Raw genomic sequence first — 23596 nt, 5'->3', positions numbered from 1 at the left:
CTCAAATTATCTACTATTTATGAATATAGCGAAACGGCTAGATCACAACTCATTTGGGGAATAAAAACCTAATAATATTAGACTTTTAGCTATTGGGTAGTTCCTGGAATTTTTCATCAATTGATAATGGATAATTACCTCTGGTTAAAACCGTTACGGAATTGAATATAAAGAAATCAGATTTATTCTCTTGGTCCATTGGATATGGCTCCGAGACCTCGCCATCCTATCCTACGGACTGCTTCGCAAACGACCGCTTTTTTCTCCTTAAAAGGAGAGGAAATAAAGCTGAATGGATTAATTATCAATTATCAATTATCAATTATCAATTATCAATTATCCATTGTAAATATACCAGCACACCCTGCTATAACTTTATCTCCCACTTCTTTAGGAAAAAGAAGAGTTATTAATTTGTTCTATTTTATAACTGAAAGAAAAATATAGCGTTTATTCCCTGTTTACCGAATTACTACTCTGTAGGGACGTTGCATGCAAAGTCCCTAGCTACTCCCTAAAAATTACGAATTTTGTACCTCATGCTTCTTGGGAATTAAAATATCATCAAATCAATAATAAAAATCTTTATTTATCTTTTCTATTCTCATGAGTTATTGCTACTTTCCCACCTGCAAAAATCCACAAAATCCTACTAAGGCTGAATTTTGTCAGAGTTGCAACTCTCCATTATTACTAATTCCTCCACTAAGTGATGAAAATGAAAAAATAGAAACAAAGAAAATTATTTCTTCGCCAGATAATAATCTCAAAATAGCTAACCAGTCTCGCTACCGTATTCTTAAATTAATTGGGCAAGGTGGTTTTGGTAGAACTTTTTTAGCAGTAGATGAAAAAGATTCTATTCGACAAGTTTGTGTAATTAAACAGTTTTTTCCTCAGAATACAAATTATTACCATTATGACCAAAATTCTCTTCAATCTTCAGAAACAATTTCTGGTAGTGAGTCTCTTCAAGTAAAGACAAAAACTAAAAAAGCTTCAGAATTATTTCAGCAAGAAGCACAACAGTTAAAAACTCTAGGTATTCATTCTCAGATACCCAAACTACTAACTTATTTTCAAAAGGATGGACAACAATATCTAGTTCAAGAATATATTGAAGGCAAAAATCTCGCCCAAGAATTGGCAGAAAAAGGTATCTTTACTGAAGCTAAAATTCGGGAATTTTTAAATAATTTATTGCCAGTATTACAGTTTGTGCATAAATCGAAAGTTATTCATCGAGATATTAAGCCAGAAAATATTATTCGTCGCACTACTGGTCAACTGGTTTTAGTAGATTTTGGTGCTGCTAAGTTAGTGGAGAAAAAAGGTTTACCTCAAACTGGAACTATTATTGGTAGTGCTGCTTATACCGCTCCCGAACAATTGATGGGTAAGGCTATTTTTGCTAGCGATCTTTATAGTTTGGGTGTTACTTGTATTCATCTTTTGACTCAAGTTTCACCTTTTGATTTGTTTGATAGTAGAAATAGTAAGTGGGTATGGCGAGATTATTTAAAAATGCCTGTTAGTAAAGAATTAGGTCTAATTTTAGACAAGATGTTGGAAGGTGCAACAAATCGGCGTTATCATTCTGCCACTGCTATTATTAGACATCTTAAACCTCGGTCTAATTATATGGAAAATGTTTATTTTTCTCCTTCTTCAGCAGTGCCGAAAAGGTTAACTGAGCAAGCAGAAATTAGACGGGAGTTACAGGAAGTTTTGGCTACTGAGTCGGTTAAAGTTCAGGTGAGTCGTGTTAAAAAAACTTTGACTGTTGTGATTAGTAGAAATTCAGGAAAAAAGGCTAATTATGCTCAAATTTTAAGGACTATTTCTGGGAAGTTAACCGATCTAAGATTGCAAAATATAGATAAAGTTAAATTACTAGGTAAGCTTCAGGGTAAAACTGTGCCGGAGTGGCAACAAGTATTGAGAATGGATCGTAAAGCTAGGTGGAAAAATCAAATTTTGAGATTACAAAAAAATGAGCATTTTATGAAGATTTTGCAGTTAGGAACTCAGAATTTTTGGTGGGCTAGATTTAAGGAAAAAGAATTTTGGTTAGATGCTTTGATGTTTGCTTTTGCTTGGTTTATTTTTGGCTATCGGATAATTATTTGGCATCCGATAATGGCTGTTATAATTGCATCAGTTTTTATTACAGTTAAACATCTGGTTATAAAACAGAATAAATTGGCAACTAATAATTTATTTACTACTGTGGCAACAGTATTTTTAATCTTGGGTTTGTTAGGGGGTAAATTATGGATTTCTGATATTTTTGGGTTGCTTTTAGGTTGCTTATTTGTGGCTTTACCAATATTTTATGCTAGAGAGGAAATATAATTAGGGTTTGCTGAAAAAGTCTTATGAGTAAAAGTAGGAGTCAGGAGTCAGGAGAAATGGGAATTATAGAGGAGGTAGTCGGATATATTTGTAAGAGTGATTTTTATGCCCAACTCTTGCCCAAAATGCTAAATTTTTGAGCTTTTTTGACCAAAAAGTTGCACTTTTTTCCCTCCAAAAAGGCTAAAGCTTTTATAGATAAAGCCTTTGAGGATTAATCAGCAAACCCTAATTATTTAGTAGTTTTATCGATATATCCATATAGTTATTTATTGTAGATGCAGGGAATAGGAAACCGAGCTAATTTTGCGAAGTCAAAAGTCAGAAGTTATTTTGATACGTCGCCCTACCAACGACTCTCCTACCTGACTCCTACCGACACCAGAAGTATTTGTAGAAAATATTTATCACGTCTGATATAAAAGTTGATTTTAGCCAAAAATAAAATTAATCTTCCTTCTTGCTTCTCCCTTCTTGCTTCTCCCTTCTTCTTTCTTCCTTCTTCCTTCAATAACAATGACAAATACAGAGAAAAAATACGGTTTAGGAATTCATACAAGTAGTCCAGAATTAGGTTTAGCTATTACTGATTTTGCTGAAGATATTCGCTGGCAAACTTGGAATTTAGGGCGAGATTTATCTACTCATTTACATCAGAAATTGCAGGAGTTTTTATTACCTCAAACTTGGCAGGATTTAAGCTTCATTGCTGTTGCTAAAGGCCCAGGAAGTTTTACTGGTACTCGTATAGGTATAGTAACTGCTAGAACTTTAGCTCAACAGTTAAATATTCCGCTATTTGCAATTTCAACCTTAGCAGCAGTAGCTTGGTCATATAAAAATCAAGACCGGGATTTATCTCTACAAATGCCAGCTCAAAGAAATCAGTTATTCACAGCTATTTATCAACTTGAAGAAATGGGTATCAATCCTCTTTTAGAAGAAACACTAATGACTCCAGAAGCATGGGAAGAAACTTTGAAAAATTGGCAAAACTCCTATGAATTAATTAAGGTTGAAAATGGTTTAGGAGAATCTGTTTTAAGTCTATTAGAATTAGCTCATTTAGAATGGCAAAAAGGAAAGCGATCGCATTGGTCTACAGCATTACCTTTTTATGGACAACATCCCATTATTGAGCGAGGGAGTATGGCAGCGGGTAGGGACGTTACATACAATGTCCTACAGAGAAGTAAACATCAGAATAATTAACAATAACTGGCGTACTAATTATCAAAAAACTTATTTACTTAGGGTGTTAATTACTTAATAGTTGAAGTGTCACTTAAGTTCAGCATTCTTTTTTTTCGCTTGGTATAAAATCAACTGTTTTAAATTTACTAATTCTGCTTTTTGATTCATCAATATATATACAAAAGTTTTCGAGTTGATAAGGTACGAAGTTTTATACTTTTAGGGAAGAGCGGTGCGACCCCGCGTCGGTGACAGACGCATCTGGTAGCGCACCAAGAGAGGGAACATCGGATCTGGGAACAGGGAATGAATAAAAATTGTAGATTATTCTTAAAGTTTACCTTACTATCCTGAAATTTGCTGTAGTATTATGTCTGCTTAGTTACAGCAAATTCCAAGTATATGAAGTACAGATATTAACAATTAAATGTTTGTAGTACGGGAATCTTGCCCGCTATGGGTGTACCTCACAAAGGTGGAATCTTTTGTATATTTGTATATCAAGTTGAATCGTAAACATGGGAAAATTAATGATGTTGAAGCTGAGTTAATAGGTATAGCACAAGGAAGAAGGAAGTTTGAAAAATCTTGCGTTGTCTGAATTTTAAGCTTTTGATATTTCCTAACCTTTGCTTCGACTTCCTATAATACTAAACCCGGTTTATAGAATATCCTTTTATGTAGATGGGGATATAGGATGTAGGAAAAATTAGGAGAGGATTTAATCTTACATTCTATAAAGTATTTTTGAGAACCGGATTTGGTATAATTAAGGAGGAGAAAAAAAGTAAAATAAGAGACAGTAGAGTTTTTTGTTACTAATTTAAGCAGACATAATATTAGGATAAAATTTTTCAATTAGTTTGTCACCCTAAGAGCTGACTTATAAAGTAAATACTAAGAGGCTGAATTTCTGGCAATACAAGGGTTTTGGGAGTTATAGTCCAATAATGCCTAAATCCCTGAGAGTTAGATGAAATCAGGGTTTTAGCTAAGTTTACAAATCAGCTCTAAATTATGATTAGTATCAAATATCAAATATCAAAATTTTTGCTACATCTTATTGAGAGCAGGTAGTTGGTAGCAAAGAGTAGGAATATAAGGAATAATCTATCTTTATTTCATTGCTAATAATTGCTAAAAACATTACTATTCCTGACTTATTTATGAATAACTGAAGTGTTCAAAAAATATATCATTATTTTTAGGAATTGCTCTAATACTCCTTACTGTTTTTCCTTATGCGCATCATTGATTTTTTGCTTTTTGTGATTTGACTAATTTTGGCCTCGATTTCTGCTTTTGTATTTTGTTTCTCTTCCATTTTTTCTTGCCAATCATTTAGTTGGTTGAAAAGTTTTTGATTAATATTAAATACTTGTTTTTTAGACATTATTTTTACCTCATATATCTATGCAAAAAATCAAAATAGATAGAGACTATGTTAACCTCTATCTACTTATTATAGCTATGAAATAATTTTCCATAGGGGTAGTAAAATTCCTACTAAAGCACCTATCAATAAAGTTATAATAGCTAAAGAACTAATACCAAACCCTAAAGTTCGCTTCTCTGCAGCCTGATAATAACCCCAAGCAAATAAAATTCGCCCCACTACCCAAACTGTACCAATACCAGCACCCCATAGTGGGCTAATAAATATAGAAAATAGCCACAAAGACGGTAAAAATAAAATTATTTGTTCTACAGTATTTTGTTGTACTCTTAATACCCGTTCAAAATTTTGCTCTCCAGTCATTTGAGGAGGCATAATGTTGTATTTTGCTCTAGCTCTACCAACATTAATAGTCACAATAAAATACATGAATAAAGAGACAACTGTTATTAAACTCGGCCACAGAATTGCTTGTGTTTTTAGCATAGCGATCGCTTTTGAAAGATTATTTATTAAGGCAACTTTATTCACATAATAGTTTTGATGTTTATTTTTCACAAGTAGGCGATCATTACCATTTTATCGAAACGTAGGGTTTTGTCCACTATAAAACCCCATCTCTTTAGAGCGGAAATAGATGGACTCCCCAAGGTAAAAATAGGTGATTTCCTAACGAATGCTGACTCTTCCAGAGGAGCTTTCTTTCGGAATGCTCCGTAAACGCAAATCGCAAACTATCTTATCTATTTTAACAATTAATTTAACTCAAAACATACACAATTAAATATTTTTATACTACACTTATAAGTATAAAGTTAATTAAAGTAGGTCGATCTAAATGATAATCTATGAGTTCAAAGTTAAAGCTAAACCAGCACAATACAAAGCAATAAATGATGCATTCGTACATCTCAATTCATTCAAAATAAGTGCTTAAGATATTGGATGGATAATGATCAAATAGGTAAGTACGATCTTCATAAATATTGCAAAGTATTAGCTAAAGAGTTTAAATTTGCTTCTGAACTCAATTCAATGGCCAGACAGTCGGCGGCGGAAAGGGCATGGTCTGCGATATCTAGATTTTACGATAACTGTAAAAAAAAGGTTAAAGATAAGAAAGCGGTGCGACCCCGCGACGACGGTAGTCGCAAGCGGTCGGAACCCAGAGAGGTCTACTCGCCATGGGAATGGCGACCAAGAGAGGTAAAGCGCACCAAGAAAGGTTTTTTAAACTTTGGAAAACAGACTCGGTCTATAGAACCCATTTGGTGTCTTTTGAGGAAAAGGCATAAATTTGGCGTTGCACAGCGACGAATGATTTGAGATTTTTGATTGAATTGGATTGTGGATTAATCAATTGCTAGAATGATTAATTAATGGTTATTTTTAGTCAAAGTCTAAACTAATTTTTGGCAATATCATTCCAGAATGTGCAACCCCATAAATTTAAGTAGCTAGTTAAGTAGCGATCGCCAATGCTCATAACCAATAGCTAGGTAAATGCCAGTCTTCAAGTAGTTTAACAGACAAAGAATGGGTTCTGATTGAACCATTGTTGCCAAAAAAAAAAGAAAACTTGTCCTACGATCGGGGAGCAAAAGACAAATATTGGACGGTGTACTCTATCAACTGAAGAATGGTTGTAATTGGTCTGATTTACCACAGTATTTACCTCCTTATTCCATAGTATTTTGGCAGCTACATTCAGTGGCGAGAATCAGGGGTAATGGAGAAGATTAGAGATGTATTATATCAAATCCGTTTAATTGGACATAAAAAAAATCTTCAATCGCCATAACTACGTTTATCTTTGTAATTCTTTCTCCTCCTGAGGACTGAGGACTGAGGACTGAGGACTGAGGACTCCTGACTTAACCATTCTATGGCTGTTTAACCGGATTTGATATTACATTCTCAACTGCCTCAACAGGTAAAAAAACCGCTCCGGGACAACTTTAATTATTACAGGACTTACGCAAAGCTCCGCTAACACTGAAAAATCAAGCGCGATCGCGTCAAGACAATTACCATAGTTAAAACAAAGGTAAAAAACGTCTATCAAATGAAAAATAGCCCTGAATTTTATTGTAGGCTTCTTCAGGTCTTGGAGCAGATAATCTGAGAGTAATTCATGTTTGACTTGAGCAATAGTTTTTCCTATTTTCACTGCTAATCTTTTGACAAAATTCCAGACTAACATTCCACAAGCAATACGATTTATTTGAATTTTTCTCAGACGACATTCACAGAAGCCGATACCTGTTAATTGCTTAATTTATCTGTGACATTCCTCAATTTTCCATCTCGTTTAATATTCAAATTATATATCATCTTTACTGCATTTGCTTAGGCCATTAGTAGCAATATATTCTGTTCTAAGGATTCTTTGATAATGTAAGCCACGAAACCATCCTCAACTTAGTTGGAACACATCCAGCTAGGAAAACAATCAAGCAGTGGTTGAAGGCAGGATACATTGATAAAGGAACATACAATCCAACACATGAAGGAACCCCCCAAGGAGGAGTAATTAGTCCATTAATCGCCAGTATAGGCTTACATGGACTAGAACAACTGATTAACTCAGTCAAGCTACCCAAAAGACGTAAGTTGGGCATAATCAGATACGCAGATGACTTGATTGTGACAGCCAACAACAGAGAAACTTTGGAAAATATCCGAGAAACTTTGAAACAATGGCTATATGAAAGAGGGCTACAAATCAGCGATGAGAAAACAAGGATAGTTCACATCAGGGATGGATTTAACTTTCTAGGGTTCAATCTAGGTAAATATAACGGCAAACTACTGATTAAACCCCAGAAAGAAAAGGTACTAGAATTCTGTCAACAAATTGGTAGAACAATTAAATCATGTGGTTCATGGTCACAAGAAAATCTCATTACCAAGTTAAATCCCAAATTAACAGGTTTTGCTAACTACTATCAAGGGGCAGTAAGTAAAGAAACCTTTAACTATATAAACTACAGGGTATGGAAATACCTTTGGAAGTGGGCTAGACCTAGGCAGCTGACTTTAATTTTAAACGCTAGCAAGAATATAGAACGATGGTTTGAAGGAATATTTCCATCCGACTCTACCAAGTCAAACGGTAAGCTCTACCGGGATTGCCTGCGGAGTGGACAAAGCCTTTAATTACCAAACTAAAGCCACGTTGAAACAAGAAGTTAACGCCAAAACTACCTATGTCCAGTTAAGTCTAGATTTGGGTGGTTTGGGGTCAGTTTAATAGAGCGGTGAAAAACTCAAACGTCTTAGTTTTAATTACTATCTCACAAAACCAGATTCCACTAATCAACCAATGGAAATTTTTGATCCTAGATGAGCAAATAGTTAGAGAAAAAACCTTAACTTTAGAGGGTGCTTCACAAAATAATATTTAACGCGCCACAAAGATCGGACAATCTATTGAAAAAAAGTCCTTTAATCAATCTAGAATAGTTTTTTTAGGCCCCAAATATAATCAAAAACTAAAGAAGTCTAGAAATCTACATAAATTAAAGGTTTCACCACTCCATATCACCCAAGCACAGATTAGAATAAACCAGTGAAAGCTAGATAGTATGGGGTTTTCAGCAAAAAAATCCTGATGTTATCCCAAAAACTCACGCTTATGATAGGCAAGAGGATATGGGAAACCATTATCAGTCAAAGGGTCTGAGGTTTTGGTAGGAAAAAGAAAAGGTTGAAGTTAATCACAAAAAGCCTATATAGTTGAAAACCTATCAATAGATATCCCAAGACTTTGCTTACCTGAACTTTAGATTTAATTGCTGCAAACTAAACCCTGCTAGAACATTCTGTCCAAATTCAAAAGGAGTATCTCAATGAACAAAGGCGAATTAGTTGACGAAATTGCAAAAAAAGCAGATGTCACTAAAAAGCAAGCAGATGCTGTACTTAGTGCAGCCCTAGAAGCTATTATGGAGGCTGTGGCCAGTGGAGATAAAGTGACCCTCGTGGGCTTTGGTTCATTTGAATCAAGAGAACGCAAAGCCAGGGAAGGTCGTAATCCCAAAACAGGTGACAAAATGGAAATACCTGAAACTACAGTGCCTGCTTTTTCTGCGGGTAAATCTTTCAAAGAGTTAGTTGCAGACAAAAACGGTAAATAACAATATCCAGCTTTGACTAAACCAGTACACGGAGGAAATTTAGCTTGGGCAGCCACAATAGCAGGTTGTCCAGTATCTGCTATTCTTGATTTTTCTGCCAGTATTAATCCTCTAGGGCCACCAGATTCGGCTATCCATGCCATTCAAACTCAGATTGGCAAACTCAGAGCTTACCCAGACCCTAGTTATCAGGAGTTAAAGAGAGCGCTGAGTATAGTACATCCTCCTCTGACTCCAGAGTGGGTTTTACCTGGCAATGGTGCGGCCGAATTATTAACTTGGGCTGCCCTAGATTTGTCAAAGCTGGAGAAAACTTATTTGGTAACGCCAGCTTTTGGTGATTATCGACGTGCCCTGCAAACTTTTACGACTAATGTAGTTGAATGTCCCTTAATCGTCGGGCGATCGCAATTACCTCAGTTGGAAATAGGAGCTGATATTAATAAAGGACTACTTCTAAATAATCCTCATAATCCTACGGGAATGTTGATGAAGCGTGAAGCAATTGTCCCTTATTTAGAAAAATTCAGTTTGGTAGTGGTAGATGAAGCATTTATGGACTTCTTACCACCGCCTCAACTAGAAAGCTTGGTTCCATTGGTGACAGAATTTGAGAATTTGGTCATTTTACGTTCTTTGACTAAATTCTATAGTTTACCTGGACTACGTTTGGGTTATGCAATTTCTCATCCTGAACGCCTTCGGAAATGGCAACAGTGGCGAGACCCCTGGCCTGTAAATACTTTAGCTATTGCTGCGGCTCAAGCAGTTTTACAAGACCAAGCATTTCAACGGCTAACTTGGGATTGGTTGGCAGATGCTCGTCCCCAGTTATTCCAAGGGTTGGCGGAGTTACCGGGGTTACAACCATATCCCGGTGCAGCCAATTTTTTATTAGTTTATTCACAAAAGTCCGTTGACTGGCTACAGACAATATTACTGAAACAGCATAAAATTTTAATTAGAGATTGTCTGAGTTTTCCAGAATTGGGTGATCGCTATTTTCGAGTTGCTGTCCGTACTAAAGAAGAGAATCAAATGTTACTTGATGCTTTAACAGAAATTTTGAAGTAAATTAGTGTGTGGTATTAATCTTAATTACTTAGGAGTAAACCCACCCCTAACCCCTCCCAGGAGGGGAACAGGAGTCAGCTATTAGCTATTAGCTATTAATTTTTGGGGAAGGTAAAAGCAACCTTTGAAATTGAAAAAGAATAAAAAGTTACTGCCAAAGTCCCAGGACCAAACCTTAGAAGTAATTATTCATTACCGAATAATTAATAATTAAATAATTAAATAATTAAACAATTCAGCTTTATTAGGCTGCCTTTTCAGGGAAAAAATAAACTTTTTCCTTATTGGTAAATCCTCTCCCTTTTAGAGCTATCCATTTTGTGACAAAATAGACAAGTTATGTGTGAGTGCTTGAGAGGCTTTTTCTTCAAAAATCATGTATTGGAAAGTAGATTTTTTTGAGAACTTAAGTAGTTTTGCCTAGCTAAATTGACTCTTTCTTCCTACCCCCCTACTCTCTACTCACCTTCTCCCCACAAGGTTTGCAGAAGTTGCTGATCAGGGATAGCTTTTAGAGAGAGGTAATTATCCATTATCCATTAATGAATAATTGCTGTTTGTGTATCATCCCGCAGGGAAGCGCTGACTGCTGAAACGTTGAATGCTTACCTTAGGAGTCAGGAGTCAGGAGAGAAGAAAGGAGAAGAAACAGGAGTAGAAGGAGAAAGTTTTTTGGTCGCCAAAACGGAACGGAGTTCTATCGCGCTCTTATCCGGTAATGATATAGCAATGTGCGCTGGCATATTTACAAATTACAAGAACTGTCCAATAGCTAAAAGTCTTGTATTATCGGTCTTTTATTCCCCCAGATGAGCTGTTGCCTGTTGCCTGTTGCCTGCGCACAGCGCTATATTATACCTCAAATCACCAACACCGAAAAATAAATATGCTTGACTACGATGTAGTAATCATAGGTGGGACAATAACAGGGATTTATGCAGCTATTACCGCAACACAACTGCAAGGTCGTGTGGCACTGGTACAACCTTCTTTTTCAGATTTTAGCAGCACCCAAGGATTTCATCACAACAAAATTATTGGTCAAATAGGAAATTTTGTTGAGCAGATAGACCACAAACAACAGTTTGGTATTTATCAAGGTAATGATGATTCTGGTGATATTTGGGTTAAGTTTGAAGAAGCAAAAAAGTATGCTGACTATGTGGTTTCTAATCAATTATCAAAATATGAACCTGCAATTTTAGGAGCATTAGGGATAGATGTAATTTTTGGTGAGGGTAAGTTTGTTGATCGCCCTAATTTAGCTTTTGTGATGAAAGGACGACATCTGCGCTCTCGCACATATCTTTTAGCCATAGCATCCCAGCCTATAATACCACCTATTCCAGGATTAACAACTACCAAATTTATTACTCCTCAAGAAATTAAACAACTCTCAAAACTTCCTCAAAGTTTGGTAGTTATTGGTGGAGACCCTAGTGGAGTAGAAATAGCGCAGAGTTTTTCTCGGTTAGGAACTAAGGTTACTATGGTAGTGAAAAGTTCTCATATTTTAGGTAAGGAAGATTCGGAAGCAGCATTTTTAGTTCAAGCTCAGTTAGAAGCAGAAGGTATTAGAATTATCACTAAAACTGAAGTATCCCAAGGGAGAGAAATTGATGATAAAAAATGGATTTTAGTCGGAAATGAAGGTATAGAAACAGATGAAATTATATTAGCAGCAGGTAATAAACCAGAATTTGAAAGTTTGAATTTAGAAGCGGTAGGTGTGAGGTTTAATAATCATAATTTATTGTTAAATCAAAAGTTACAAACTACTAATTCTCGGATTTATGCTTGTGGAGATTTAGTAGGTGGTTATTCATTTTCTCACATTGCTAATTATGAGGCTAAAATTGCCTTGAAAAATATTCTTTATTTCCCGATTTTTAAGGTCGATTATCATGGTATTCCTTGGGCAATATTTTCAGAACCACAATTAGCAAGAGTTGGTTTAACCGAAGCTCAAGCTAGACGACGTTATGGAGAAAATATATTAGTTTGTCGGCAATATTTTAAAAGTATTGACCGGACTCAAATTTTAGATAAAACAACAGGATTTTGTAAATTTATTGGTCATCGCAATGGCAAAATTTTAGGTGTTTCTGTGGTAGGAATTGAAGCAAGTGAGATAGTTCATATTATGGCATTAGCTATTCGTCAAGAGATAAAAATGGAAGCGATCGCTGATTTACCTCATATTTGGCCTACTGTATCAGAAATTAATGCTCAAACAGCAGCAGCATGGTTAAGGCAGAAAAGAGAGGGTCATCAAATAGTTAAAGATTGGCTAGAAAATTTATTTCATTGGCGACGTTCTTTTTTTTAAAGGGTAAGGAAATCATAAGTCAAGAGTCAAAAGTCAAAAGTCAGAACTCAGGAAAAAGGAGAAAGGAGTCGAGAGAGTGGGAATTATCTAGAAATATTCCGGCATTTTATGTCTGCTTTGAGTGGAAGTATAGAGTGCGACAATTGTATAACCGGATTTGATATAACTACCTTTTTTGAATTTGGTATGAGAAGTAAATTAGAAGGGAGAGAGATTTTTTTCAAAGATAAATTCAAAGTTAGGAATAATACAAAAGAGGCGATCGAACAATGAGGTAATTAGGGCTTGCTGATTAAATCTAAAAGTATTTACAGATAAAGGTTTTAGCCTTTTTTTGTTCAAAAAAAGTGCCTGTTTTTCAGCTCTTCACGCTCAAAAAGGAGTGTATTTTAGGCGCATAGTTGGGCAGAAAAATCATTCTTACAATTCTTACTCCTACCTCCTCTAAGTACCCATTTATCCTGTCTTCCCCTCCTGGGAGGGGTTAGGGGTGGGTTGTCTCCTACCCTCACCAATAAGACTTTTTCAGCAAACCCTAATTATTAATTATTAAGGGGTAATAGGAAATAGAGAATTGGGGGTATAAAAAACAAAAAATGAGGATTATATAGCAATCATAAATCATTTGTAAAAAATCTAATGATATATAAAAACTCTGAAAATTTTACCTCTATTCCTTGTTCCTTCTTAAGGGTTCTCTAAATTCAAAAATATTTTTACCCGCAACTGAAATAGGATTTCTATATCATATCCGTTTAATAGCGCGATAAAAAACTTCCTTCTTCTTCCCTCCTGACTCCTGACCCCTGACTCCATCGTTATTTATTAAGTATTCAACCGGACATGATATTAGCAAGAGAAAGTTTTTAGAACGCGAATTAAGCGGAGATAGTATTATGATAAATTTAGAGTTATATCTGAGAACCTAGTGCCAATATTTGTAGAGACAAATCTCACAGGAATGACAGAATGAATAACATTGAAACTCCAATTTTTCTCAAACGCAAAGATGTAACTTTAGCCTATACATTATTAAGAATAGTATTTGGAATCAACTTTTTTGTACATGGTCTAGTCCGAATTGGAAATATGGGAGGATTTATCCAATCAATGGTAGATAGATTTCAAGAACTAGCACCAAGTTTTGTGATTATACCATTTGCTGCTTTAACTACTCCTGTAGAATTAATTTCTGGGTTTCTAATGATAATTGGGCTGCAAACACGGAACGCAATTATTACAGGTTTTCTATTAATGATGCCGTTAATGTTTGGAGTTTGTTTATTACAACAGTGGGATATAGCATCTTCTCAACTTATTTATTGCCTAGTTTTTTTCATACTTTTAGCTGGTTGTAGTCTAAATACAATTTCTATCGATCGACTTATTCACAATAGAAATTCCTAAAAAAATAGAAATAAATAATCTGAGGAAAGAGAAGGTAAGGAGATTTTATAGAATGTTCCTAGAAGGGAAAAAAGGTTTGTTCATTTGCTATAAATGTCTAATATAGCAGAAGAAGGAAGGAGATTTTAGTTATCTAGGAAAGAAGGAAGAAGCGAAGGAAAAAAAATATTGCGTTGTTTGAGTTTTAAGCTTTTGATATGTTCTAAACTTTACTTCGACTGCTATATTATTTGATTTAATTAGGGTTTGCTGAAAAAGTCTTATGGGTGAGGGTAGGAGGACCGAGTCAGGAGACAACCCACCCCTAACCCCTTCCAGGAGGGGAAGTCAGGAGAAATGGGAATTATAGAGGAGGTAGGAGGAAGAATAGTCCATTGATTTTTCTGCGCAACTATGCGCCTAAAATGCTAATTTTTTGAACCTAAGCGATCTCAAAGCTGGGACTTTTTTCAACTAAAAAATGCTAAAACCTTTATATGTCAATGCTTTTAGATTTAATCAGCAAACCCTAATTAAACCTAAAATTTTGCTAAAAAATCTCTATTTTTCTACCCCTAGACTTAGATAATTAATCTTGTCAAAATGCCATATTCCTAAACCTGCGAACCTATAGAAGCCATTTGGTATCTATTTAAGAAGTTACAAGTTCAATACCCATCTGGGTTTTATGATTCTGGCAGTCATTTTTCATAATTTTTCGGTTTCCTGAACCCTTATAGTTGTTAGGCTCCTTAAAACGGCTTTCCTGAAGCCTTTGTATTTCAATAAAAGATACGCTTAGGGGTTCTATCAGCTGTTATGCATATAAACGACTTATTATTGTGTGCCTCGTTAAAGGTAAAACTCTTATTACTTCTAACTTTTGACTTGCTAATACGCATTTTAAATGCATATTAACTTATTCTGGTTTGCTATGCTATAAGCGCCTTAGTGTAGTAATAGTTTATGTACCATGCACAGGATATTGACAGGCCAATTGCAGGTAGATTACTTGACCCTGAAAATTACTGGGTTGCCTAATCATTTACAAGGGACAAAACTCGTACACTTGACCGACTTCCATTATGACGGACTGCGACTATCCGAACGGTTGCTTTCTGAAGCGATCGCTATTACCAATGAAGTCGAACCAGATTTAATTTTACTTACAGGTGACTTTATCACAGATGAACCTGCACCTATATATGATTTAGTGTTGCGATTGAAATATCTCGAAAGTCGTGCTGGTGTCTATGCTGTACTCGGTAACCACGATGAAGAATATCCAGGTGCCAGGGATAAAGTCATTGACGCTTTTACTCGTATAGACATTCCTATTCTGCTGAATCAAGTCGTCTATCCTCTGGGTTCAGGTTTAGCTTTAGTAGGGTTAGAGGACTATTGGTCTAGTAACTTCAAACCAACTGCAGTCATCGAATCTATAGATGAAACGGTTCCTCGGATCGTCTTATCCCACAATCCCGATACCGCTAAAGTATTACAAAAATGGCGTATTGACCTACAACTGTCTGGTCATACTCACGGGGGTCAGATTAGGTTACCATTTATCGGACCTCTACCTCAATATCGAGAACCTGTTCGCAGACTCATACCTAAATTTTTACGACCTTTTGTACCATTCATGGATAAGTGTCACAGAATAGTTGAGTATTGGGAATGGTCTCAGGGGTTGCATCAAATTGGAAATAACTATTTATATGTGAATCGTGGTTTAGGAACTTATTTTCCAGGTAGGTTATTTTGCCCACCAGAAGTTACAGTAATTACCTTGGAAACTAATTAGAGTATTTAATATACTCTATTTTTTTTAGGGTATTAATTTTGACTGACAAATTTGCCGAGATGGGTTTAATACTTATGTTTAAATCCACCTCAATTTTTTTTGTCGCATTGTTTTATATCATGTCCGTTTAATAGCATTCAGAAAAAACTTTCTTCTCCTCTTATACCAATTATTAAAAGTAATGCTATACTTAGGCAACACTTCAGTTATTAAGTTATTAACACTAACTTTATCATTTATTGCTAATTAGGGCTTGCTGATTAAATCTAAAAACATTGACATATAAAGACAAGTGCCTTTTTTTTTGTCAAAAAAAGTGCGCCTGTTTCAGCTCTTCATGCTCAAAAAGTTAGTATTTTAGGGAAGAGCTGGGCAGAACAATCTTGAGACAATTCTTACTCCTACCTTCTCTAACTTCCCATTTCTCCTGTCTTCCCCTCCTGGGAGGGGTTAGGGGTGGGTTGTCTCCTGTCTCCTGTCTCCTACCCCTGCTAAAAGACTTTTTCAGCAAACCCTAATTAGCAGTCCAGTTAATGTTAATTATTCTTATGTTTACTTCTCCCTCACTTCCCTACTCCCCTACTCTACTACTCAATAAAATGTAGAAAAGTTTTTGAGAAATGGTATTATTTCTTCTTCCCTCTTCACTCCTGACTACTCCGTTGTTATTTATAAGTATTCAACTGGAAATGATATTATTCATCAGAAAATTCTAATAATTTATCTAAAAATTTTTGACCAAAAAATAAGGTCAATAGCCTCCCCTTTCAAGGGGATGAAAAAAAATCAAGTTCAATATTTCAAGTCTCTGACTTTAACTAGAGGTACTGATAAATGATAAATGATAACTGATAACTGAAATGACCTGCTTTTTCTAAGCTTTCATCAAGAGAAAATATGAGAGTACCCAAGCACACTTTACTTTTAATAACAAATTGATTTATGGGATGAATTAATTTGTGAGGATAAACCAAGACTGCTGAATAACAGTTTTTATAAGTTGCATAAGCTACTACTTGATTAATATCAATTGTAGATGGTTTGTCATCTAACTTATATTTAGTATCAAGAATATAAACAACTTTACCAGTAATCGATAAAAACGTTGGTTTGGATGACTACGCAGTTGTGAAAGTAGCTCAAATATCTCATGATAAAAAGGATATTTAATAACGTCATTTTTTTCTAAATTACTGGTTTTTGTCTGAATATATTTTTGTGCTATTTGTGCAACTATTTTTTGGATATTTATGGATGAACATTGCTGATTCAACCAAGATAATGATTGCTTTTTTTTGATGTTTATATCATTGGATATTTCTTCATCAGTTTCATCTTGGTCATCTTCATCTAAATCAGACTCATAGTCATCTTGACTAAACTCTTTATATTCATCATCTTCTTCATTTACATAAATACTATGCCAAAGAGAATCAAACAGAATAGACTCACTTTTAAACCCAAATAGCAAAGCAGCAATTACTTCTGGATGACTCTCACTTGTCAAATAAAAAGCTTAAAACTCAGACAACGCAAGACTTTTCCTTCTTTGTTCTTCCTTCTGCTATAAAAAATCCTGGGAGTCTGTCCAAAGAAAGTCCCCCAGGTTACCAGCTTAGTTATAGCAAAATTTATTCTATTCAACTGTATGGCCAGCATCAACGATCGCTTGCTTAATGGACTCCTCAGATGCTTTGGTTTCCACAGTCACAATTTTTTGCTCCACATCCACTTGGACATCAGCTTCCGATTCCTGAGCTTTGATTGCTTTCGTAATAGTATCTGCACATCCACCACAAGCAATAGATGGTACTTTTAGTTGTATTGCCATATTAAAAATTAGTTAGGTTGTTACAAATTTTTAATAAGTATATAGCATTTCGATAGAGAATTAAGTACCCCTACAGTAGGGAACAGGGAACAGGGAACAGGGAACAGGGAACAGTGGGAAAAGCTTTTCTCTCTCTCAAATTCATAATCAATCTATGTTCTAACCAACTCGTTCCTTGCTATAGAGCTTCCAGATTTCAGATGAACAATAAAATTATATTTTTATCAACTATGTTTTCATCTTTTCTCCTACAAAAAATTCAGCTATGGCGTTTCTCAAGTTACTGAGGTACAGTTTTTTTTCTTCTTTTCTATTCCCTATTCCCTATTCCCTGCTATAGATATGCCAAATTTTAGATGAGGGATAAAACTATATTTTTCTCAACTAAACTTTCATCTTTTCCCCTACAAAAAATTCTGCTATTAACTATAAAGACTAGCAACATATTCTCCATAACCGTTATAAGGTAAAGTTGGGATTTTTTCCCAAGACCAACTCGCACCTTCACTTAATACTTTTTCAGTTGCTTGTGACCATCGAGGGTGAGGCACATTAGGATTAACATTTGCTTCAAAAGCATATTCATTTGGTACCAAAGTATTCCAAAATGTTGCTGGTCTTGACTCTATAAATTCAATTTTTACAATTGATTTTGCGCCTTTAAAACCATACTTCCAAGGAATAACTTGCCTTAATGGCGCTCCATTCTGTTTAGGTAATGATTTACCATACATTCCTACTGCAAAAAAAGCTAATTCATTAGCCATTTCATCTATTCTTAAACCTTCTGTATAAGGCCAGGGATAACCATTAGCCCAAAAACCAGGACCTTTAGTAATTTCTGCATCGTAAAAAGAGGTAAAACGAACATATTTAGCTTTTGATGTTGGTTCCACATCTGCCATTAATAATTTCATGGGAAAACCTAACCAAGGTATTACCATTGCCCATGCTTCAACACACCGAAATCGATATATTCTTTCTTCTAGAGGAAACTTTTTTTGTAGTTCATCTATGTCATAAATACGAGGATTTTTTACTAATCCTTTAACTTCAACTTTCCAATTTTCAGTGGGTAAAGCTTGAGCAGCTTGCCAAATAGATTTATTACCACCAAATTCATAGAAATTATTATATTTTGTGGCAAGAGCTTCGTCTGTTATAGGTCGGTCAACTTCAGAAAAGTTAGGATTAATTGTGAATTTACCAGTCATTGGTAATGTTACTGCTTCTGAAGTTAAAGATGTTTTGGAGTTTCGTCCACAACTGGTAAGAGTAGATAATGCAGTAGCACTTAAACCAACACCGATTAGACTTTTCATAAACCGACGACGGTTTAAATAAGTAGTTTCTGGAGTTATTTTTGTTTCAGGAATTTCCCAAGACTTTTTGATTCGGATTAGAGGCATGGTTAATTGTTAGTTATTATGAGGTTTTAACTTTAATACTAAAGATTGATGATTTTTTCATCCCTAGTTTATAATATATAGCAGGTTTATTTAATTTGCAGACTTCGCCATAAGAAGTTTGACCAAAAATCTTTTGTTTTAGGGAGTAGGGAATAGGTAGAGACATTGCATGCAACCTCTGTACAGAATAGAAAAGAATAAAAACAACTTTCATTAATGGATAATTGATAATTGATAATTACCTCTGGTTAAAACCTTTCTTGATTGAATATAAGGAGATATTATTTCTTTTTTTTCCCTTAAAAGGGGAGGCTTTAAACCATAATTATTTAATAATTAATAATTTGGTAACTCAGTAAACACTATATTTTTAGACTTAAAAATCTGTGGAGGAACTACGTTAAAAGTAATTAATAATGAATAATTACTTCTAAAATTTAGTCCGGGGACTTTGGCAATAGCTTTTATTTTTTCTCAATTTCTCAATTGCTTTTATTTTCCCCAAAATTAATGGCTGATAGCTAATAACTGATGGCTTAATGTTTAAAGCACTTCTGTTTTGTTTATGTAGAAAATATCTGGGAATTTGAAACCAGTAACTTTTACTTTTGTCGAACAAAAATTCACCAAATAATGGGCGTTAAAAGAAAGAATAATATATCTCTTGCAAAACTTTTAATTGAATCAATTCAAGAGATGAAACCAACAATTTTATCCCCCTATTCCCTATTCCCTGACTTCTGCAAGAAGTCTAATGATAATAATTTTATACTTTATCTTTTCTTTCGCGGGTTTATTAATTAATATAGAATCCGGTTATATAGTATATGTTTATAACTCTATAATTACTTCAATCACCCCCACTCCCCTACTCCACTACTCCCCTACTCCCTCCTGCCTTCTTCAAGTTTGTAGCTAAAATCTAAGAAATACTATCATCACTAACTTTCGGTAAGCAGGAAAAGTTCCAGTTTTAACAGATTGATGGAAACTACCCGACAGGTTTTAACCCGTAATTACCTTGGCAGTTTGATATTGTTTTGCTAGTATAAATGTTATAGCGTAAAAACTATATTATGTACCTAACCCAAAGAAACAAAATCAGAAATTTGTCTAGCCAGGAATTTAAAGCTTTAAAACAATTGTGCAGATTATCGAAAAATATGTACAATGTAGGGCTTTATTCAGTAAGACAATTTTATTTTGCTGAAGGCGGGTATTTACGATATGAATCAAATTACCATCACTGCAAAAATAATGAAAATTACCAATTACTCCAAACCGATATTGCACAGCAAACTTTAAAGGTTGTAGACAGGTCTTTTAAATCTTTCTTTGGGTTAATACAAAAAGCAAAAGAAGGGCTATATAGATTTGAAAAAATACGAATACCTAGATATCTAAATCAAGAAGGGTATTTTCCTTTAATAATACCTCGAATAATAATAAAAAACGGGTATTTTAATATCCCGATGTCTAGAAAATTCAAGGCTGAATATGGTGCGGTAAAAATACCCTTTCCTCAAGGATTAGTTTTAGTTAATAAAAATCTAAAAGAAGTCCGTATAATTCCAAGATTTAATGCTAGTTTTTTTGAGGTTGAATTTATCACAGAATAAATCCCAAAATCAGGAGTAAAATCTAATAATGCACTAGCTATTGACCTTGGTTTAGACAATCTAGCTACTTGTATATCAAATACTGGGTAATCGTTTATTCTAGACGGTAGAAAGCTGAAATCAATCAACCAGTGGTACAACAAAGAAAATGCTAGATGACAATCTATAAAAGACAAGCAAAGCATTAAAAAATTAACCCAAAAACAAATAAGTATTACAGTTAATCGAAACAACAAAGTTAGAGATTACTTAAACAAAGCAGCTAGATATTTAATTAACTGGTGCAGAGATAACAATATATCCCATATTGTTGTAGGCGTTAACCCAGGTATGAAACAAAATATCAATCTAGGCAAAAAAACTAATCAAAAGTTTGTACAAATACCACACAATATTTTTAGGTTCAAACTACAATCTATGTGTAATAGATATGGTTTGACTTATCAAGAACAGGAGGAGTCTTATACATCTAAAGCTAGTTTTCTAGATCATGATGAAATACCTGTGTTTAATGCCAATAACCCGGTTAAACAAAGTTTTAGCGGTAGACGGATAAAGCGCGGTTTGTACAGAACCAGGCAAGGAAAATTGATAAATGCTGACGTAAATGGCGCTGCAAATATTGGAGTCAAAAGTAACCTGAATGGGTTTAACCCAGACAGACTAGAGGCATCTTTGGCTATGCCGTTAAGGGTAAAATTTGATGTGAGGTAAAGTCCGTCAAATTTATGACCCTTAAGAATCCACACAACTTTTAGTCCGTGGAGTGTCAAAGAAAAAATATGCTAGTTGATTGCTGATTATGAATCCTCGCATCAATTCTCACAGCCAAAATCCAGAAGACCCTGACAAGAAAATTGTCATAAAAAATGAGACAATAGGGGGAATATCCAACTGCCCCCCTATACTCAAAGAACGCTACCAAGTCATCAAACCCTTAGGCGAAAGCGTCTGGAGCCATACATTTCTAGCCATTGACCAAGACAAACCTTCCAAACCGCCGTGTATAATTAAAGAGTTTGTCAGTCTGGACGACAGAAAAGACCTAGTTTTTCAGGGTCAAGAAGTTATTCCGACCTTTAGTTGTAACCCAGTACAACTAGACAAAATCGGTAAACATCCCCAGATTCCAGAACTATTAGCCTCTGTCGAACATGATGGCCACCGTTATCTCGTACAAGAGTATATCGAAGGCCGTGATTTGGCCACAGAACTCATAGAAGATGGTGTCTTTAGCGAACATAAAATTTGGCAAATATTAAATCAGTTGTTGCCAGTCTTGGAGTTTATCCACGACCATCACCTGATTCATGGAGATATTAAACCAGAAAATATTATTTGTCGGACAAAACCAGGGACAAATACTCAAGAATTTGTATTAGTCGATTTTGGTGTGACAATTTCCGCTACTGGAGATTTATTATCAATAGGGAGTATTAATGGTTCTGCTGAATATGCCGCCCCAGAACAAACAAAAGGGAAAGTCTACCCCAACAGTGATATTTATAGTTTGGGAGTAACTTGTCTCTACCTATTGACAATGGTTTCACCCTTTGAACTATTTGATATTAAAGCAGATAAGTGGGCGTGGCGAGACTATTTAAAACATCCCATTAGTCGCCATCTCGGTCGGATATTAGACAAAATGGTACAGCGAGACCATCGTCAACGGTATCAGTCTGTAGCAGAAGTTATTAAAGATATCAAATATGGACCAACACCAGTAGATGTTATCCTACAGAAACCACGGTGGACTGTAACTGCTTGGGGAGCAGCAGCGATCGCTCTATTATCTTTAGTTATTAGTTCTCGCTTACCATCTCCCCAAACTCAGCCATTATCTTCATCCACTAATATTCCTAAGTTAGAACCAAGGTCTCCTCAACTAAAAGTAGATGATTTTGACTCTAGTATTAGTACCCTCCCTCCCATATCTCCATCTACGGGAATCATAGACCGACTTTCTCCACTACAAACTTTAGCGACCACTTCGGGCCCAGTTTGGTCAATCGCAGCTAGTCCTAATGGTCGTATTATTGCCAGTGGTAGTACGAATGGAAATATTCAACTGTTACATCTGCGTAGTGGTAAGAAGCTGGGTAAATTATCAGGACATGATGGACCTGTGTGGTCTGTTGCTGTTAGTCCCGACGGTCGTACTTTAGTCAGCTCTAGTAGTGATAGCACGATTAAAATTTGGAATATCTACAGTGGTACTTTGAAAAATACATTGTATGGTCATCTTAAGGATGTGTTCTCTGTAGCTATTAGTCCAGATGGAAATACTATTGCCAGTGTGAGTAAAGATAAAACTATTAAATTGTGGGATTTGAATAGTGGTCTACTTTTATATACTCTTTATGGACATTTAGACGAGGTTCAGTCTGTTGCTTTCAGTACTGATGGTCAGACTCTGGCTAGTGGTAGTAATGATGGTACTGTTAAGCTATGGGATTGGCGTTATGGTAGATTGTTACGCACACTCAGAGGACATGATGGGCCTGTATGGTCTGTTGCTATTAGCCCAGATGGTAAGACTTTAGCTAGTGGTAGTTGGGATAATACGATTAAACTTTGGGATTTGGACAGTAATCGTCCCCGACGAGTTGTTAGGCGCTCTCAACGTACTTTGATGGGTCATTCAGAGAAAGTACAGTCTCTGGAGTTTAGTCCTGATGGTAAGACTCTAGCTAGTGGAGATTTTGGCGGTACGATCAAACTCTGGAAAATTGATACAGGTGGTTTGGTAGGAACTCTGAAGGGACATTCGGCTTGGGTGAATTTGACTTTTGACCCTCGAGGCAAAACTTTGATTAGTGGTAGTTTTGATGACACGATTAAGGTGTGGCGCTTTTCTCCTTATAGGTTCTAGTTTGTTTTAACCACAGCTATTATAAATATTTGAATCTGAGCGATCGCTACTTTTGTCAGTTTTTCTCTGGGCAAATAAAAGGCGATCGTTTATTATTAGATTTCTCCAGAAGTAAGAAGGAAGAAGGAAGAAGGAAGAAGGAAGGACTGAAGGGCTGAAAAATCTGGCGTTGTCTGAGTTTTAGGCTT

Annotated in this window: 20 protein-coding genes and 1 pseudogene; 15 read left to right on the top strand and 6 right to left on the bottom strand. The window is 35.4% G+C overall.

Translation table 11 applies throughout. From position 1 onward, the window contains the following. The first annotated feature begins 606 nt into the window (after nucleotides 1-606). Nucleotides 607-2355 (top strand): serine/threonine-protein kinase, encoded by a 1749-nt coding sequence (locus F6K06_RS16430; RefSeq protein WP_287244098.1) that lies wholly within the window; start codon nucleotides 607-609, stop codon nucleotides 2353-2355. 516 nt (nucleotides 2356-2871) lie between these two features. Continuing rightward, a complete protein-coding gene (gene tsaB / locus F6K06_RS16425) occupies nucleotides 2872-3567 on the top strand; it encodes a tRNA (adenosine(37)-N6)-threonylcarbamoyltransferase complex dimerization subunit type 1 TsaB (protein WP_287244096.1) in 696 nt (231 codons plus the stop codon). 1198 nt (nucleotides 3568-4765) lie between these two features. Here the strand turns inward: tsaB and F6K06_RS16420 are convergent. Together F6K06_RS16420 and F6K06_RS16415 are read right to left on the bottom strand one after the other, a co-directional pair. After that, complete coding sequence (locus F6K06_RS16420) at nucleotides 4766-4942, bottom strand: hypothetical protein (RefSeq protein WP_161564512.1); 177 nt, start codon at nucleotides 4940-4942, stop codon at nucleotides 4766-4768. Nucleotides 4943-5017: 75 nt separating this feature from the next. Beyond that, entirely contained in the window at nucleotides 5018-5431 is a 414-nt protein-coding gene (locus F6K06_RS16415) for an MAPEG family protein (RefSeq protein WP_124144894.1), read from the bottom strand. Between the two features lie 459 nt (nucleotides 5432-5890). On the opposite strand from F6K06_RS16415, the gene F6K06_RS34560 reads away from it, so the two are divergent. The 9 genes and pseudogenes from F6K06_RS34560 to F6K06_RS16375 all read left to right on the top strand — a co-directional run bounded on the left by F6K06_RS34560 (nucleotide 5891) and on the right by F6K06_RS16375 (nucleotide 15677). Beyond that, nucleotides 5891-6271: a hypothetical protein gene (locus F6K06_RS34560; RefSeq protein ID WP_375339413.1), complete on the top strand. Its 381-nt coding sequence runs from the start codon at nucleotides 5891-5893 to the stop codon at nucleotides 6269-6271. 228 nt (nucleotides 6272-6499) lie between these two features. Beyond that, nucleotides 6500-6688 carry a transposase gene (locus F6K06_RS33980; RefSeq protein ID WP_353734858.1) on the top strand — a complete coding sequence of 63 codons (189 nt, stop codon included), beginning with the start codon at nucleotides 6500-6502 and terminating at the stop codon, nucleotides 6686-6688. A gap of 654 nt (nucleotides 6689-7342) precedes the next feature. Further along, a pseudogene (locus F6K06_RS16405) lies at nucleotides 7343-7723 on the top strand (reverse transcriptase domain-containing protein); the annotation flags it as partial. Next, entirely contained in the window at nucleotides 7700-8104 is a 405-nt protein-coding gene (locus F6K06_RS16400; RefSeq protein WP_282433667.1) for a group II intron maturase-specific domain-containing protein, read from the top strand. The pseudogene F6K06_RS16405 and the gene F6K06_RS16400, both read left to right, overlap by 24 nt. Nucleotides 8105-8796: 692 nt before the next feature. Continuing rightward, nucleotides 8797-9084, top strand: coding sequence for an HU family DNA-binding protein (locus F6K06_RS16395; RefSeq protein WP_094671573.1), 288 nt, complete (start codon nucleotides 8797-8799; stop codon nucleotides 9082-9084). A 12-nt stretch (nucleotides 9085-9096) separates the two neighbouring features. Further along, nucleotides 9097-10158 carry a threonine-phosphate decarboxylase CobD gene (cobD, locus tag F6K06_RS16390; RefSeq protein ID WP_124144891.1) on the top strand — a complete coding sequence of 354 codons (1062 nt, stop codon included), beginning with the start codon at nucleotides 9097-9099 and terminating at the stop codon, nucleotides 10156-10158. 886 nt (nucleotides 10159-11044) lie between these two features. Beyond that, a complete protein-coding gene (locus F6K06_RS16385) occupies nucleotides 11045-12487 on the top strand; it encodes an NAD(P)/FAD-dependent oxidoreductase (RefSeq protein ID WP_124144892.1) in 1443 nt (480 codons plus the stop codon). A gap of 969 nt (nucleotides 12488-13456) precedes the next feature. Beyond that, a complete protein-coding gene (locus tag F6K06_RS16380) occupies nucleotides 13457-13894 on the top strand; it encodes a DoxX family protein (RefSeq protein WP_124143926.1) in 438 nt (145 codons plus the stop codon). Nucleotides 13895-14846: 952 nt separating this feature from the next. Next, on the top strand, nucleotides 14847-15677 hold the full coding sequence (locus F6K06_RS16375; RefSeq protein ID WP_124143927.1) for a metallophosphoesterase: 831 nt from the start codon (nucleotides 14847-14849) through the stop codon (nucleotides 15675-15677). 349 nt (nucleotides 15678-16026) lie between these two features. On the opposite strand, the gene F6K06_RS16370 is transcribed toward F6K06_RS16375, so the two are convergent. The 4 genes from F6K06_RS16370 to msrP form a co-directional block, all read right to left on the bottom strand. Further along, nucleotides 16027-16188: a hypothetical protein gene (locus F6K06_RS16370; RefSeq protein ID WP_161564391.1), complete on the bottom strand. Its 162-nt coding sequence runs from the start codon at nucleotides 16186-16188 to the stop codon at nucleotides 16027-16029. A 537-nt stretch (nucleotides 16189-16725) separates the two neighbouring features. Continuing rightward, complete coding sequence (locus tag F6K06_RS16365) at nucleotides 16726-17184, bottom strand: hypothetical protein (RefSeq protein WP_124143928.1); 459 nt, start codon at nucleotides 17182-17184, stop codon at nucleotides 16726-16728. Nucleotides 17185-17313: 129 nt separating this feature from the next. Further along, the gene (locus F6K06_RS16360; RefSeq protein WP_124143929.1) at nucleotides 17314-17508 is read right to left on the bottom strand and encodes a heavy-metal-associated domain-containing protein; all 195 of its coding nucleotides are present in this window, start codon (nucleotides 17506-17508) and stop codon (nucleotides 17314-17316) included. Nucleotides 17509-17930: 422 nt separating this feature from the next. Further along, nucleotides 17931-18917, bottom strand: a complete 987-nt coding sequence (gene msrP, locus F6K06_RS16355) for a protein-methionine-sulfoxide reductase catalytic subunit MsrP (RefSeq protein WP_124143930.1) — start codon at nucleotides 18915-18917, stop codon at nucleotides 17931-17933. 1076 nt (nucleotides 18918-19993) lie between these two features. Between msrP and F6K06_RS16350 the strand changes: the two genes are divergently transcribed. From F6K06_RS16350 to F6K06_RS16335, 4 genes are all read left to right on the top strand, one after another. Further along, nucleotides 19994-20536 (top strand): transposase, encoded by a 543-nt coding sequence (locus F6K06_RS16350; protein ID WP_240041657.1) that lies wholly within the window; start codon nucleotides 19994-19996, stop codon nucleotides 20534-20536. A 165-nt stretch (nucleotides 20537-20701) separates the two neighbouring features. After that, nucleotides 20702-21250 (top strand): transposase, encoded by a 549-nt coding sequence (locus tag F6K06_RS16345; RefSeq protein WP_353734943.1) that lies wholly within the window; start codon nucleotides 20702-20704, stop codon nucleotides 21248-21250. A gap of 88 nt (nucleotides 21251-21338) precedes the next feature. Continuing rightward, the gene (locus F6K06_RS16340; RefSeq protein WP_124143931.1) at nucleotides 21339-23408 is read left to right on the top strand and encodes a serine/threonine-protein kinase; all 2070 of its coding nucleotides are present in this window, start codon (nucleotides 21339-21341) and stop codon (nucleotides 23406-23408) included. A 29-nt stretch (nucleotides 23409-23437) separates the two neighbouring features. After that, nucleotides 23438-23566: a hypothetical protein gene (locus tag F6K06_RS16335; protein WP_275670309.1), complete on the top strand. Its 129-nt coding sequence runs from the start codon at nucleotides 23438-23440 to the stop codon at nucleotides 23564-23566. The last annotated feature ends 30 nt before the right edge of the window (nucleotides 23567-23596 follow it).

Source organism: Okeania sp. SIO1H4 (genome assembly GCF_010672695.1).
GTDB classification, from domain to species: Bacteria; Cyanobacteriota; Cyanobacteriia; order Cyanobacteriales; family Microcoleaceae; genus Okeania; species Okeania hirsuta.
The sequence above is the reverse complement of the archived record's forward strand: the minus strand, read 5'-3'. Positions and strand labels throughout refer to the sequence as shown.

Excerpts from the sequence above, each read along its gene's own strand:
- F6K06_RS16360 (WP_124143929.1), bottom strand. The coding sequence starts at position 17,508 with ATGGCAATACAACTAAAAGTACCATCTATTGCTTGTGGTGGATGTGCA.
- F6K06_RS16430 (WP_287244098.1), top strand. The coding sequence starts at position 607 with ATGAGTTATTGCTACTTTCCCACCTGCAAAAATCCACAAAATCCTACT.
- tsaB (WP_287244096.1), top strand. The coding sequence starts at position 2,872 with ATGACAAATACAGAGAAAAAATACGGTTTAGGAATTCATACAAGTAGT.
- F6K06_RS16375 (WP_124143927.1), top strand. The coding sequence starts at position 14,847 with ATGCACAGGATATTGACAGGCCAATTGCAGGTAGATTACTTGACCCTG.
- F6K06_RS16340 (WP_124143931.1), top strand. The coding sequence starts at position 21,339 with ATGAATCCTCGCATCAATTCTCACAGCCAAAATCCAGAAGACCCTGAC.
- F6K06_RS16395 (WP_094671573.1), top strand. The coding sequence starts at position 8,797 with ATGAACAAAGGCGAATTAGTTGACGAAATTGCAAAAAAAGCAGATGTC.
- F6K06_RS16385 (WP_124144892.1), top strand. The coding sequence starts at position 11,045 with ATGCTTGACTACGATGTAGTAATCATAGGTGGGACAATAACAGGGATT.
- F6K06_RS16380 (WP_124143926.1), top strand. The coding sequence starts at position 13,457 with ATGAATAACATTGAAACTCCAATTTTTCTCAAACGCAAAGATGTAACT.
- F6K06_RS16420 (WP_161564512.1), bottom strand. The coding sequence starts at position 4,942 with ATGTCTAAAAAACAAGTATTTAATATTAATCAAAAACTTTTCAACCAA.
- F6K06_RS16415 (WP_124144894.1), bottom strand. The coding sequence starts at position 5,431 with ATGCTAAAAACACAAGCAATTCTGTGGCCGAGTTTAATAACAGTTGTC.
- msrP (WP_124143930.1), bottom strand. The coding sequence starts at position 18,917 with ATGCCTCTAATCCGAATCAAAAAGTCTTGGGAAATTCCTGAAACAAAA.
- F6K06_RS16350 (WP_240041657.1), top strand. The coding sequence starts at position 19,994 with ATGTACCTAACCCAAAGAAACAAAATCAGAAATTTGTCTAGCCAGGAA.
- F6K06_RS34560 (WP_375339413.1), top strand. The coding sequence starts at position 5,891 with ATGGATAATGATCAAATAGGTAAGTACGATCTTCATAAATATTGCAAA.